The 13,250-nt window shown below is 59.8% G+C and carries 12 protein-coding genes; 7 read left to right on the plus strand and 5 right to left on the minus strand.

Going from position 1 to position 13,250, the window contains the following annotated elements; genetic code table 11:
• Positions 1 to 264: 264 nt before the first annotated feature.
• The gene (locus tag VH599_09075) at positions 265 to 1,176 is read right to left on the minus strand and encodes a universal stress protein (protein HEY7348450.1); all 912 of its coding nucleotides are present in this window, start codon (positions 1,174 to 1,176) and stop codon (positions 265 to 267) included.
• Positions 1,177 to 1,490: 314 nt separating this feature from the next.
• Between VH599_09075 and VH599_09080 the strand changes: the two genes are divergently transcribed.
• The 5 genes from VH599_09080 to VH599_09100 all read left to right on the plus strand — a co-directional run bounded on the left by VH599_09080 (position 1,491) and on the right by VH599_09100 (position 8,975).
• A complete protein-coding gene (locus tag VH599_09080) occupies positions 1,491 to 3,479 on the plus strand; it encodes an FAD-dependent oxidoreductase (protein ID HEY7348451.1) in 1,989 nt (662 codons plus the stop codon).
• Between the two features lie 73 nt (positions 3,480 to 3,552).
• Positions 3,553 to 4,188 carry a hypothetical protein gene (locus VH599_09085; GenBank protein ID HEY7348452.1) on the plus strand — a complete coding sequence of 212 codons (636 nt, stop codon included), beginning with the start codon at positions 3,553 to 3,555 and terminating at the stop codon, positions 4,186 to 4,188.
• A 107-nt stretch (positions 4,189 to 4,295) separates the two neighbouring features.
• A complete protein-coding gene (locus VH599_09090) occupies positions 4,296 to 5,006 on the plus strand; it encodes a hypothetical protein (GenBank protein HEY7348453.1) in 711 nt (236 codons plus the stop codon).
• Between the two features lie 27 nt (positions 5,007 to 5,033).
• Entirely contained in the window at positions 5,034 to 7,595 is a 2,562-nt protein-coding gene (gene mgtA / locus VH599_09095) for a magnesium-translocating P-type ATPase (protein HEY7348454.1), read from the plus strand.
• A 48-nt stretch (positions 7,596 to 7,643) separates the two neighbouring features.
• A complete protein-coding gene (locus VH599_09100; protein ID HEY7348455.1) occupies positions 7,644 to 8,975 on the plus strand; it encodes an acetyl-CoA hydrolase/transferase C-terminal domain-containing protein in 1,332 nt (443 codons plus the stop codon).
• A gap of 84 nt (positions 8,976 to 9,059) precedes the next feature.
• Here the strand turns inward: VH599_09100 and VH599_09105 are convergent, their stop codons facing one another.
• From VH599_09105 to VH599_09115, 3 genes are all read right to left on the minus strand, one after another.
• The gene (locus VH599_09105; GenBank protein ID HEY7348456.1) at positions 9,060 to 10,253 is read right to left on the minus strand and encodes an FAD/NAD(P)-binding oxidoreductase; all 1,194 of its coding nucleotides are present in this window, start codon (positions 10,251 to 10,253) and stop codon (positions 9,060 to 9,062) included.
• A gap of 77 nt (positions 10,254 to 10,330) precedes the next feature.
• Positions 10,331 to 10,588: a sulfurtransferase TusA family protein gene (locus VH599_09110; GenBank protein HEY7348457.1), complete on the minus strand. Its 258-nt coding sequence runs from the start codon at positions 10,586 to 10,588 to the stop codon at positions 10,331 to 10,333.
• A 15-nt stretch (positions 10,589 to 10,603) separates the two neighbouring features.
• Positions 10,604 to 11,020: a DsrE/DsrF/DrsH-like family protein gene (locus tag VH599_09115; protein HEY7348458.1), complete on the minus strand. Its 417-nt coding sequence runs from the start codon at positions 11,018 to 11,020 to the stop codon at positions 10,604 to 10,606.
• A 314-nt stretch (positions 11,021 to 11,334) separates the two neighbouring features.
• On the opposite strand from VH599_09115, the gene VH599_09120 reads away from it, so the two are divergent.
• Positions 11,335 to 12,315, plus strand: coding sequence for a universal stress protein (locus VH599_09120; GenBank protein HEY7348459.1), 981 nt, complete (start codon positions 11,335 to 11,337; stop codon positions 12,313 to 12,315).
• 95 nt (positions 12,316 to 12,410) lie between these two features.
• On the opposite strand, the gene VH599_09125 is transcribed toward VH599_09120, so the two are convergent.
• On the minus strand, positions 12,411 to 12,815 hold the full coding sequence (locus VH599_09125) for a hypothetical protein (protein HEY7348460.1): 405 nt from the start codon (positions 12,813 to 12,815) through the stop codon (positions 12,411 to 12,413).
• 336 nt (positions 12,816 to 13,151) lie between these two features.
• Between VH599_09125 and VH599_09130 the strand changes: the two genes are divergently transcribed.
• Positions 13,152 to 13,250 (plus strand): IS5/IS1182 family transposase (locus VH599_09130; protein ID HEY7348461.1); only part of this gene is annotated, 99 nt, incomplete at its 3' end.

The raw sequence follows: 13,250 nt of genomic DNA on the forward strand, positions 1-13,250 counted from the left end.
CGAGGGGGTGAAAGGTATGAATCCTTGCGCTTGCCTCGTTCCGTTCCTTTCGACACCTACAGCATACGACCCCTGAGTAGCAAGCGAGGTTAACGGCTCTTATAAAGTGGTAACAGTTCAGGGGACATCCCCGCTCACGCTCCACCTGCCGCGCTTCATGACCGACCAGCAGGCGCCTATTCTGGTGGCGCTGGACGGCTCGCTTCAGGTTCCTTTCTCTAGGATGGAACTGGCTCCTCAGTCGAGGAGCCAGCCGACACCTGATCAGCCCTGTGGCTCATGGAGCCGTATCAGTAATACCGGAACGTCGCTCTCGCGCAGTACCGTCTGGGCAACGCTGCCCAACAGGAACCGTCCCAGGCCGCTGCGACCATGCGAGGCCATCACCACCAGGCCCGCCTGGTGCGCCTTGGCGCTTTCATCAATGAACCAGGCGGGCGATCCTGTTGAGCTTTCACTGGTGGCGCGCACGCCCCGACTGGAGACCTCGTGCTGTTTGCGCTGGAGGTAGCTTCGCGTTTCTTCAATAGTCCTTTCCTCGATCTTGGCGAGAAGGATAGGATTATCAAGGGAAGCTAAAGCACTATGGGTCCGCTCAATCGCCCGCACTAGCAGCAGCGGATTGCCAAAGGTGGTTGCCAGTCCCTCAGCCAACGGCAGCGCGCTCTCGGACAGGAGTGAGCCATCCAGCGGGACAATAATGGGCGCAGCGGGATTCGTCATAAAACGAGGAAGCTGCGGCTGGTCCGTCTCTTCTTGAGCACTCTTCAAGGCCAGGATGGGCGCCCGCGTGTGTTCCAGAACCCCCATCGTGACGCTTGGGTGCAGGAGGGTTTCCGGCCACTTCCGCCCATGCGTACTCATCACAATCAGGTCAATATGGCGAAACTCTGCCTGATCGGCAATACCGAGAGCGGGAGCATCATAGGGAATCGCCGTGCGCACGGCGACCCCGGTTTTTCTGACGCGAGTGGCAACCGTATCCAGATAGCCCTCGGCCTCACGTAGCGCCTCAAGCTGCGCCAGGCCAGGATTAGCCCCAGGGAAGACATGCACCAGAATGGTGCGTACCAACAACATCCCCGCCTCAAAGCGCAGTGCCAGCGACGCGGCAGGCGCGAGCGCGGCTTCGGCATGTGGGGAGCCATCCAGTGGGACCAGAATGCGCTGAAACATCAGAGTGCTCCTATTTCTCACCAGTACGAGTAGTATCAGTCCAAACGGGGCTTCCTTGCCTTTACGTACCTTGAGCATAATGCTCCGACATAACGCTTCCGGTTATCGAGCGTTACAAAATGGTCAAAAGCTTGTCAAATGATCCAACTGCCGATTTGTTACCGTTTTGTTAGCTTCTGTTCTCGCCGCAGCAACCTGCCCACCTTACACTCCCCTCATAACAAAAGAGCATAGCAGAGGGAAGGAATAATCGTTCGTTCGCTTAGCGTGTGGTCTACCAGGAAGGGAATCCCTGGTAGAGTAAGGAGGGCTGTATGGCCTATCGTTTTCAGGTTGATGAGGGGGCGTGCATCAACTGCGGCATCTGCATGGATCTGTGTCCGGTTCGGTGCCTGGATATGACCCGCCCCCAGGGCCAGGCGGGCGCGCCGCCAACACCTATTCCCTTTGGGGCCGCAAACGGGCCAGAGTTGATGGCAACGCCTGTGCAGATTGCCGCCTGCGTTGGCTGCCAGGTCTGCTTCCAGGAATGTCCAACTCAGGCCATCACAATCGAAGCAGGGGTCGGCAAAGTGGTCTTCGCCGCGCCGCAGGGGCCCATCGAGCATCCGCCAGCAGACGAGGATGGCAAGGTCTGGTATCCGCTCCAGGCGTATACCGCCGTGGTGGCAGAGGTACCGGGCGAGGCCCCCTATGATGCGCTGCTGCACTGGAAGGTGGCGCACACCACCGAATCCTGGCAGATCTGGCGGAGCTGGCTGGGTGAGGCGAACCAGACGATCAAGGCTCCCTGCCAGGAAGCGTGCCCCGTTGGTACCAATGCGGGTTTGTATGTCGGGTTGATCGCAGAGGGACGCTATGAGGAAGCACTGGCCGTCGCCGCTGAGCCAAATCCGTTCCCAGTGATCTGTGGTCGGGTCTGCACCGCGCCCTGCGAGGATGCCTGCCGACGCGGCGAATTTGAGCAGCCCATCGCCATCCGTGATCTGAAGCGCTTCGCTTCCGATCACGGCTACGCCGGACGGCGCTTCCTCAAGCCGCCTAAGGAACGCTTTGCTGAGCGCGTCGCCATCGTTGGCTCCGGCCCGACCGGACTCAGCGCGGCCTATTACCTGGCGCGGCGGGGCTATCCGGTCACAATCTACGAGGCGATGCCAGTGGCCGGGGGGATGATGTCGATTGGCATCCCCGAATACCGGCTGCCGAGGGTGGAGCTCAATCGAGACATCCAGGCGATCATCGACCTGGGCGTAGAGGTGCGCACCAACACCGCTATTGGCCGCGATGTCTCGCTGGATGAGCTGCGCCGGGAGTATCAGGCAGTGCTGATTGCGGTGGGTGCGCAGAAGAGCCAGCGGCTGGGGCTGGCTGATGAAAACCAGTTGGCGGGCGTCATCCCGGCCACCGGCTTCCTGAAAGACTTCAATCTGGGCGTCGAAACCAATCTCTCCGGCAAAGTCGTGGCGGTGGTCGGCGGCGGCAGCACCGCGATGGACGCGGCGCGCTCGGCCTGGCGCTCTGGCGCACAAGCAGTGCATATTCTTTATCGCCGCACTCAGGCCGAGATGCCCGCGCAGAAAGAGGAAGTGCGCGCCGCCCTTGAAGAGGGCTTGACACTGCACGAACTGGCCGCGCCTATAGAACTCAAGGGACAGCAAGGCACGCTGAAGAGTGTGGTTTGCCAGCGGATGAAGCTGGGCGAGCCGGACGCAGCAGGCCACAGACGGCCTGTGCCGATTGAAGGCGCCACATTTGAACTGGCCGTGGAGGTGATTCTGGTCGCCATTGGCGAAGCGCCTGACCCCTCCTTCTTGCCAGAAGGTACACAGGTAGAGATCGCCGCTTGGGGTGGGCTGATGATTAACCCCCAAACGTTAGCGACGGGGCAACCAGGTGTCTTTGCTGCTGGCGACGCCACCTATGGCCCGCGCTCGATCATTCACGCTGCCGCGCATGGCCGCCAGGCGGCGCGCGCAATCCATGCCTATTTGCGCGGCTTACCGCCAGAGCAGATCGCCGAACTGCCAGAAGATGAGTTGCAGACACCTTCAACCTTGCCCGATGGGGCCGTCGAAGTGTACCTGGCGACGAAGCCGCGCACCGAGATGTCGCTGCGCTCCGCCGACCAATCGCGTGACAAGACAAGCGAGTTCGCTCTCGGCTTGACCGAGAGCCAGGCCCGCGCCGAAGCCCAGCGATGCTTGCGCTGCGATCTGGCGTATCTGTGCCCAACCATTAAAGATGCCAACCGCACACGAGAACGAGTAGGCACGCTGGCGCCGAATCGAAGCCAGGGTGTATAGCAACGACAGGGGCTGAGGAGCATCAAGGGCCATTTGCTGGATTCTCAGCCCACTCAAGAAAGGGGTCTATCTCATGAACGTTAACGATCTGACCAATGCGATCATCGATGGGATTAATGGCGGCGGCGAACAATTTATCGAAGGCACCCTGGCAGCGGTTCTGCCCATCCTCTGGATTACCATCCTGGCGCTGCACCTGGGGCGGCCCTATCTGCTCGGAATGATGAGCAAGTTTACCTTGCGGCTGGGCGCGGACCTGCTCTGGATGGTCTATGCAGGCGCCCGCGACTTCCTGATTGTGACCGGCTTTGTGATGAGTTTTATGTACTTCTTCCCAGACGTGGTAAACGAAAATCCGCTGCCGGTGACCGGCGGTTTGGCAGCAAGCTGCTTCTTTGCCGTCTTGCTGGTCAAGCTGGTAAGCAAAGGCGATGACAACGACGAGCGTATCTACACCATCAACTCGTTTCTGCTGGGGCTGGGCGCGCTGCTCTATCTCATCCCCTACGTGCTGGGCACGCAAGCCAACGCCGTCGCGGCTGGCGGCCTGAGTAATCTTTCAACCAGCCTGGTCAGCAACACCAATCCGATACTGGCCGCCTGGCTCACACTCATTGCCGTCGGCCTGGTTGCTCTCATGGGGATTGTCGCGGTGATGTATTCGCTGCGTGCTCCAGCCAAACCGGCGGAAGAGCAAGCGGCAGCATAGGAACCTGAAGCAGATTCCTGGCGTGCCTGATCGTTCTGATTACAGCTGATCGCCTCCCGACCTCAGGATGCCTGAGGCAGCGGACCTGATCGTAAAGGAGTTTTTCGATGCTCGCTCAAATTGCACCCGCTCCACTCTCACCTGACGATGTTGCCACTGCGATCACCAACGCGCTGGTGCAGGGTGGCTCACAATGGCTGATCTTGAGTGTCGTCGCGTTTCTGCCCGCGCTGTGGACGACCATCTTGCTGCTGCACATCGGGCGGCCCTACCTCACGCGCGTGCTGCGCAAGAGCGGCTTGCGCTTGGGGGCTGATGTATGGTGGATGTCCTACGTTTTAATGCGCGATGCCTTTATGCTCGCAACCTTCGTGTTGAGCTTTGTCTTCTTTATGCCCAATCTGGTGGCAACCCTACCGCTGCCGCTCACCGGCTCGCTTTCAGCGCTCTTCTTGCTGCTGGCACTGATCGTGAAGTTAGTGCGCAAGGCCGATGATGATCTGGGTGCGTATCGGCTCTCAACCTTCCTGCTGGTCATTGGCGCAACCCTCTACTTCGTTCCGCAGGTGCTGGCAGTAGAAGGGGCCAGTTTGGCCGAGAACTTTGCTTCTGACGGGTACGCCAATTTTGTCAGCTTCTTTGCCACTACCAGCAATCTCGCCTGGGCTTGGCCGCTGACCTACATTTCTATGGCCGGGGTTCTGATCGTTGGCGCATATGTCTTCTTCTGGGCCATCACTAATGCCAACCGCAAGGCACGCGAAGTGATGGCAAAGCAGGCCAAAACGCCGACGGTTGCTGCGGCGGCAGGCGATTAAACGAGGCCCAGTCACTTTTGGTGAGAGGTGCCCAGAGTTTCTTCTGGGCGCCTCTTTTCGAGGCTATCAGCAAACGAGGTCATGATGCGGCAGACAACTTCCTCTGCGCTCGCAGAGCAACCGCCCAGCTCCAGCCAGGGGCTGACAAGTGCAGAGGCTGAGCTTCGGCTGGCAGCAGTCGGCCCCAATGAACCAACCCCAGTGCAGCAGGCAGCGGTGCTGCGGCAACTGCTGCTCTTTCTCACCAACCCACTGGTGGTGATTTTGCTGGCTGCCAGTATCGTTGCTGGGGCGTTGGGCGAAGTGGTCAATGCCATCATCATCACTGTGATGGTGCTGCTGAGCATTGCGCTCAATTTTATCCAGACCGCGCGCTCGCAGCAGGCCGCTGACCGGCTGCGCGCTCAGGTGGCGCCAACCGCCACCGTCAGGCGCGATGGTGACTGGCGCGAACTGCCACGCCGCGCGGTCGTGCCGGGCGACCTCATTCGCCTCAGAGCTGGTGACCTCATTCCCGCCGATGCGCTGCTCGTCGAAGCACATGACCTGCACGTCCAGCAGGCCGCGCTGACTGGCGAGTCGCTGCCGGTGGAGAAAGAGACCTCCGAGCCAGCAGAAGTCGCATCGTCTCCTGCTGAGGCGCAAAACCGGGTCTTTCTGGGCACCTCGGTGGTGAGTGGTACGGCAACGGCGCGGGTGACGGCCACGGGTCGGCAGACCGCTTTTGGTGATATCGCAGCGCGCCTGGCAGCCAAACCGCCGGAGACCGAGTTCGAGCGAGGCATGCGGCGCTTCGGTCTGCTCATCATGCGCACCGTCGTCTTCCTGGTGCTCTTTGTCTTCCTGGTCAATGTGGTCGCTCGTCGTGATCTGTTTGAGTCGTTGCTCTTTGCCATTGCCCTGGCGGTGGGCCTGACGCCAGAGTTTCTGCCCATGATTACCAGCGTGACGCTGGGGCAAGGCGCGCTGCATATGGCGCGCCGGAAGGTCATTGTCAAGCACCTGGCCGCCATTCAGAACTTTGGCAGCATCGATGTCCTGTGCAGCGACAAGACCGGCACGCTGACTAGCAGCGATATGGAGTTAAGCCAGGTGTTTGACCCGCTGGGCCAGCCTTCGGAACGTGCCCTCTTGCTGACCTACCTTAATAGCTTTCATGAAACTGGCATTAAAAGCCCGCTTGATATAGCGATTCTGAAGCATGTCAGCCTGGATGTACAGAGTTATCGCAAGCTGGGCGAAATCCCCTTTGATTTCGAGCGCCGCCGGCTCTCGGTGGCAGTGGAGCATGAGGGTGAGCGCCTCTTGATTACCAAAGGCGCACCTGAAAGCGTGCTGGCTGGCTGTATCAGCTATGAGGTCAACGGCCAGCAACATCCTCTGGACACTCAAACACGGAACAAGTGCGAGGCAACCTATAAACACCTGAGCGCACAGGGCTATCGCGTGCTGGCGGTGGCTTATCGTTCGCTGCCCATGCAGCCTGCCTATCGGCTTCATGACGAGAGGGAACTGGTGCTGGTCGGCTATGCAGCGTTCTTTGATCCCCCGCTGGAAGATAGCGCTGCGGTGTTGGAACGGCTGCGGCGCGACGGCATCCAGGTCAAGATTCTCAGTGGCGATAATGAACTGGTCACGCGCCATGTCTGCGAGCAGGTGGGCTTGGACCCTGGGCGGATTGTCCTGGGTGAGGAGCTTGAACGGATGACTGATGCAGCTCTGGCGCATATTGCCGAACAGACCACGATCTTTGCACGAGTCTCGCCCGCGCAAAAGAACCGCATTATCCTGGCGCTGAAAAACCGCAGTCACGTCGTCGGCTTTCTGGGCGATGGCATTAACGACGCGCCTTCGCTGCACGCCGCCGATGTGGGTATTTCTGTCTCCACCGCCGTTGATGTCGCCAAAGACGCCGCCGAGATCATCCTGTTGGAACGCAGTCTGCGTGTCCTACATCAAGGCATTCTGGAAGGGCGCAAGGCATTTGGGAACGTGATGAAGTATCTGCTGATGGGCACCAGTTCGAATTTTGGCAATATGTTCAGCATGGCTGGAGCAGTAGTGTTCTTGCCGTTTCTGCCGATGCTGCCCACCCAGATTCTGCTCAATAACTTTCTCTATGATCTGGCCCAGGTGACCATTCCAACCGATAACGTGGACGCTAGCTTTGTGAAGAAGCCGCACCGTTGGGATATTACCCTCATTCGCAATTTCATGATTATCATTGGCCCGATCAGTTCGATCTTCGATTTTCTGACCTTCTTTATTCTGCTGCGTGTGTTCAACGCTTCCGAGTCATTGTTCCATACGGGCTGGTTTGTCGAGTCACTAGCCACGCAAACGCTGGTGCTGTTTATTATCCGCACAGCAGGCAACCCGCTGCACAGCAGACCAAGCCGTCCGCTCATCCTGACGACGCTGCTGATTGTTACCGTTGCCAGCATCTTGCCTTTTACGCCCCTGGCGAACCCGCTGGGGTTCACGCCGCTGCCGTTGACTTATTTCGCGTTCCTGGCGGGCATGACGGCGCTCTATCTATTCCTGGTAGAGTTGGTGAAACGCCGACTGATGAGTAGGATGCTGGGCTAACGCCCATCACGCCCGCGATAGGTGCGGAGATAAAAGAAGGAGTGATCTATGACGACATGGTGTGATCGAGAAACCGCCGTCAAGGCAATTACTTCCGGCAATCGCGTCTTTGTCCAGGGCGCCTGCTCGACGCCCACGCCCCTGCTTGAGGCGCTGGTGGCACGCGGCGAAGCGCTCTCGAACGTGGAGATTGTGCATCTGCATACCTACGGCCCGACGCCATACACCGAGGAGTGCTGGCGCGGCCATTTCAGCCTGCGCGCCCTCTTTGTGGGTGAGAATGTGCGCCAGGCTGCCAACACCGGGCGCGCCAGCTATACCCCCGTCTTTCTGGCCGATGTCCCCGCGCTCTTTGCTCCTGACAGGGAACTGCCGCTGGATGTGGCCTTTGTCCAGGTCTCGCCGCCCGATGCGCATGGCTATTGCTCGCTGGGGTCATCGGTAGATGCCACCCGTTCTGCTGTTGACCATGCTAGGATGGTCGTGGCGCTGGTCAATCCGCAGGTACCCCGCACGCACGGGGACAGCTTCATCCACGTCGCGCGGCTGGACTATGCCGTGCACTGGGACGCCCCCCTCTATACCGTGGAGCGTCCCGTGCCCGATGACGTGCAACTGACAATTGGCCGCCATGTGGCCGGGCTGGTGGAAGATGGCGCGACACTCCAACTGGGCATCGGCGCCATCCCTGACGCCGTGCTTCAGGCTCTGACCGACCGGCACGATCTGGGCGTGCATAGTGAAATGTTCTCCGATGGCGTGTTCGATCTGGTCGAGCGCGGCGTCATCACCGGAACACGCAAATCCCTTGATCGCGGCAAGATTGTCGCCAGCTTTGTGGTCGGGTCACAGCGGCTGCTGGATTTTATCGATGATAACCCAATGGTGGAACTGCACCCCTCGGATTATACCAATGATACCCGTATCATCCGCCAGTTTGAGCACATGGTGGCTATCAACAGCGCCATTCAGGTGGACCTGACCGGCCAGGTCTGTGCCGAATCCATCGGCACGCGCCTCTACAGCGGGGTCGGCGGCCAGATGGATTTCCTGCGGGGTGCGGCGCTGGCAAAGGAGGGGCGGCCCATCATCGCGCTGCCTGCCACCGCGCGGATGCCCCATGCCAGCGGCATCAAAGCCTCGCGCGCGTTTCTGGAGCCAGTGGACGAGCTGGTCTCGCGCATTGTGCCCGTGATGACGCCCGGCGCTGCTGTGACGACCTCGCGGGCGCATGTGCATTACGTCGTTACCGAGTACGGTGTGGCCGCGCTGCATGGCAGCGACTTGGCTGAGCGCGCCCGCAGCCTGATCGCCATCGCCGCGCCGCAGTTCCGCGAAGAGTTGGAGCGCGCCGCCTACGAACTGCGCCTGCTGGCGTAGCAAGCCGAGGAGGTAGTTGCTTGCCGCGCTGCGGTCCCTGGCGACGGACCATTCCCGGCCAGAGACCGCAGCGCGGCAACAGTATCACACCCGCGCAGGCGGGACCAGATACCAGTAGGCTTTATTGAACAGCATCTTTTCCAGGTGATAGAACCAGCCTGGCTTAGGCGGTACGGGCGGATGCTCATAATCGAACTCGATGCGCGTGGCCTGGGCATAGCCTGTCTCCATGAAACACATCACTCGCCCATCGTAGCAGCCCTCGCGTGGATTCACCGTCCGCATGCGGATAGCGGCAGAGAGTCGCTCGGCCACGACTGCCGCTTCAAAATGCGCCGCCGACCCGCTTTTCGAAACCGGTAGGTCGGTCACATCCCCAAGGGCAAAGATCCCTTCCTGGCCTTTCACTTCCAGCGTTGCGCGGTCGGTCGGCAGCCAGCCCTGAGCGTCCGCCAGACCGCTTTGTTCGGCGATGAGCGCGCCGCGATGCGGCGGCACAATGACCAGGAGATCATAGCGGTCCTCTTCGCCTTCCAGCGAGCGCAGCAGGCGCTTCTGGTGGTCGATCTCAGTTACATTGAAGAAGATGCGGCTCTCGATGCCGCGCTCCGCCAGCAATGGCGCTGCCAGTTCGGAGACGCTTTCGATGGTAAAGGCGCGCGGCAAGGGTGAGTAGTAGGTGAGCTTCGTCCGTTCGCGCAGGCCGCGTTTGCGCAGATAGGCTTCGAGCAGGAAGGTGAACTCCAGCGGCGCGGGTGGGCATTTATAGGGAATGCCGCCGATGGCAACGGCGATGTGCCCATCATGGAACGCATGCAGTGCCTGGCGCAGGCGTTCAGCGCCCTCCTGGGTGTAGAACTGATGCGCGCTTCCCTGTGCCAGTGCTTCCGGCAGACCAGGTACCTCCTCAGGCGCGATGCGCGCACCACTGGCAAAGACCAGATAGTCGTAGTGCAAACGCTCGGTAGGTCCAACGCCAGTAGGGTCAGCCAGCCGGAGCGAGCGCGTTTCTACATCCACTTGCTCAACTCTGCTGACATACAGATCAATGCGGTGGCGCAGCAGCGAGCGTTCCGAACGCTCCAGGTGCTCTGGATCTTGCCCATTAAAGGGAAGGTAGAGCCAGCCTGGTTGATAGAGATGGTGACCACTCTGATCGATCAAGACCAGGCGTGCCTCGTCTTCATCTAACTGACGTGCGAGCAGATTAGCAAGGACCGTGCCACCCACGCCACCGCCGACAATAGCGATGGTTGGCCGCTGGATGACATTAGCCATAACAAAGCTCTCTTCCTGGAATACTCAGATACCAGCCAGGCGCTCGAAGCATCAGTCCTTGAGCGCCCGGTTGTGGCTCAGTGCGTTTTTCGCATGACAAAGCGGGTGTAGCCCTCCAGCGCGTAGGCGCCCAGGAACTCATAGCCTGCCTTCTGAATCCAGGCCGGAATATCCTTCGCCGAGCCGGGGTCCGACGACAGCACGGAGAGCACGCTGCCAACTGGAGCGGCGCGCACCACGCGAATCAACTCCATCAACGGGCCGGGACAGAAGCTCCCGCGCGCATCCACCTCGCGGTCAATCCTGGCATCAGGTATGGTAATCGGATCGGGCATGATGCTGCCCCCTTCTTAGATAAACAGGGTGATCCTGGAGTCTTTGGCACGGTCAACGAAGGTCGCGACCCCCGTGACATCCTCGACGATGGGCTCCAGATCATTCTTCGTCCAACCGAACAGTTCCAGCGTCATCGAGCATGCCAGCACTTTCATATCACCCACTTCTTTGGCGGCTTTCAGGTTCTCCATCCAGGAAGGCACCTTTTTCGCCTGCATCTGCTGCATCATCATGGGGCCAAAGTCCTCATACTCCTTGGTGATGCGCGTGTTCTCCTTGTAGTCGCCTTTGCGGAAGGCGGCCAGGCCCCAGTTGGTCAAGAAAACCTCGACCTCCAGGCCCATTGCCGCCCCGCCCGTGGCGAGAATGGAGGCGGCCATCAGCTTATCCACCGTGCCCGAAAAGACAATCAACGACATACGCTCTTTCATCGCGTCTCTCTTCCTTCTAGAGAGGGAGAGGGCTGCCTGGAGCAGCTTGCTTCTGGCGCTCCGTTGCGTCAGGGTGCTCGATCTCCCTCCACGCATACGATACCCCTCTGGGGTAGCGCGGCAGGTCGCACCTCGTTATCAACGGGTTAACATTTGCTCTGCCCTGGTGTCTGATCTTTTTACCAATGAGTAACTCGTCATCATTGCTGCCGTTACCCTCATACACTACGCTTCCTGATAGAAAAGTGGGGGAAGGCTGCCGCTCTGGGAAGTGGGTAGCAATTGACTTCTCGCAGGCAAAAGGAGAAAAAGATATGATCTCGCAGGTTCCATCAACGAATCAGGTGCCGTTCAAAACAGCGGGCGGGCTGCCACCCTATGGCCGCATTCTGGTGCCGCTCGATGGCTCGCCACTGGCCGAGGAGGCATTGCCCACCGCCATTGCCTTCGCTCAGCGCGCCGGGCCGAATGGCAAGCTCATCCTGCTACGGGTGAGCAAGGTCGAGTATCTGGTCTATTCGCGCGGTGGCCCTTTTGAAGTGCCCGCAGGGGTGCATGAGGAGGTTGATGCCTCTCTGATCCGGATGGAGCAAGCAATCAAAGCTCAGGGCGTCCCGGTTGAGGCTGTGCGCACGGGGGGCGATCCAGCTATTGCCATTGTGGATATGGCCCACGACCACCACGCTGATCTGATTGTGATGGTCACGCATGCGCGGGAAGGGATGAACCGCCTGATTCATGGCAGTGTGGCGGATCAGGTGCTGCAAGGCGCGCCCGTACCGGTGCTGCTGCTCAAGCATGGCGAAGAGCCAGCCGCTATCTTCACCAAAGCGGCGCAGCCCCATCTGATCGTGCCGCTGGATGGCTCGGAACTAGCCGAGTCCGTCCTGATGAGAGCGATCTCGCTGGCCAATCAACTGGGTGGCTCTGTCACTCTGCTGCGTTCGCTGGATCTGCCTGACCTGACAGTGGGTGCACCGGGCCGTGCCGCCGCAGCCAATGACGCGGTCCGGGCTATCGCGCCGACGGAGCGGCAGACCGCCACCAGGTATCTGGAAACCGTGCAGCAGCGCTTCCAGGCGCAAGGGATTCCCGCCGCCGTCGCGGTGACCGAAGGTGGCGCGGCGCTGGATATTGCAGAGCAAGCCAGGACGCTGATGGAGTCGGGGCAGGCGGTCATCATTGTCATGGCAACGCATGGCCGCACGGGTGTGGGCCGCTGGCTCTATGGCAGTGTGACAGGCGCGGTCTTGCATCTAGCTGATGTACCCTTGCTGGTCATCCGCCCACGCTGACGTACTGCTCTCCAAGCTGAATTGGCAAACGATCATCTCGTTCGCCAATTCAGCCCTACTCGAACTGCAATCTTTATGAATTCTTACACATCCCACTAGCGCAGGCGGCAGAAAACCGCCTTCAGGTAGGCGGTTTCTGGCATTGCCAGGTTGATCGGGTGATCGAAACCATGCCCAAAGACCTCCAGCAGTTGGACTTTGCGCCCCACACGTTGCGCGGCAGATGGTAGAATGGCGCCTGGCGCTGCTGCTGATGAGGAGGATTTCTGGTACGACCCGCTTCGAGGGTATTGAAACAGCAGATCATCCAGACTAACAGCCCCCGAACACGAGCAGCTCAGCAAGATGCCTCCTGGCTCCAGCGCCAGCGCCACCGGCACGAGTTGATAATTGGTGGGTATCACGCGGCTGCGTTGCAGGCTGAGGAGTGGCGCTGAGCCATGCAGCAGTGAGAGCCGATAGGCACGCAGCAGCAAATCCTGTGTTGCGGAATAACCCACTCGCTGCGGATCGGGTAAGGTGAGCCGAGCCGGCTCGGTGTGTTCAAAGGGCTGGCCGCTGGGGCCTAAGCCCAATACTTTTCAAAGCCTGATGTCACCTCGTGACACGAAAGCAGATGAAAATGCGATAGACTGCTCGCAGGGATGAGTGCGCAGAGGTCGGGCGTTATAGTGATGCTCGCAAGCTCGCGTTCAAAGCTGACCGGGGGATGTCCAGCACGAATGGTTGGTGCCGCTTCGCGAGAAGCGAGCACGCGGAGAAATATTGACTCTTTCACATCCCCAGGCGCTCATCCTCTAGAGTCTGTTATGCATTTTTTCTGATAGACTGGGGGCATGGCAAGAAAACCGTACCCCAGTGATGTCAGCGATGACGAGTGGGCCTTCGTGGCCCCTTATTTGACCTTGATGACGGAAGACGCGCCGCAGCGGGAG

The organism is Ktedonobacterales bacterium (assembly GCA_036557285.1).
Taxonomy (GTDB): domain Bacteria; phylum Chloroflexota; class Ktedonobacteria; order Ktedonobacterales; family DATBGS01; genus DATBHW01.

Coding starts and splice junctions, on each gene's coding strand:
- VH599_09075 (HEY7348450.1), bottom strand. CDS start 1,176: ATGTTTCAGCGCATTCTGGTCCCACTGGATGGCTCCCCACATGCCGAA.
- VH599_09080 (HEY7348451.1), top strand. CDS start 1,491: ATGGCCTATCGTTTTCAGGTTGATGAGGGGGCGTGCATCAACTGCGGC.
- VH599_09085 (HEY7348452.1), top strand. CDS start 3,553: ATGAACGTTAACGATCTGACCAATGCGATCATCGATGGGATTAATGGC.
- VH599_09090 (HEY7348453.1), top strand. CDS start 4,296: ATGCTCGCTCAAATTGCACCCGCTCCACTCTCACCTGACGATGTTGCC.
- VH599_09100 (HEY7348455.1), top strand. CDS start 7,644: ATGACGACATGGTGTGATCGAGAAACCGCCGTCAAGGCAATTACTTCC.
- VH599_09105 (HEY7348456.1), bottom strand. CDS start 10,253: ATGGCTAATGTCATCCAGCGGCCAACCATCGCTATTGTCGGCGGTGGC.
- VH599_09110 (HEY7348457.1), bottom strand. CDS start 10,588: ATGCCCGATCCGATTACCATACCTGATGCCAGGATTGACCGCGAGGTG.
- VH599_09115 (HEY7348458.1), bottom strand. CDS start 11,020: ATGAAAGAGCGTATGTCGTTGATTGTCTTTTCGGGCACGGTGGATAAG.
- VH599_09120 (HEY7348459.1), top strand. CDS start 11,335: ATGATCTCGCAGGTTCCATCAACGAATCAGGTGCCGTTCAAAACAGCG.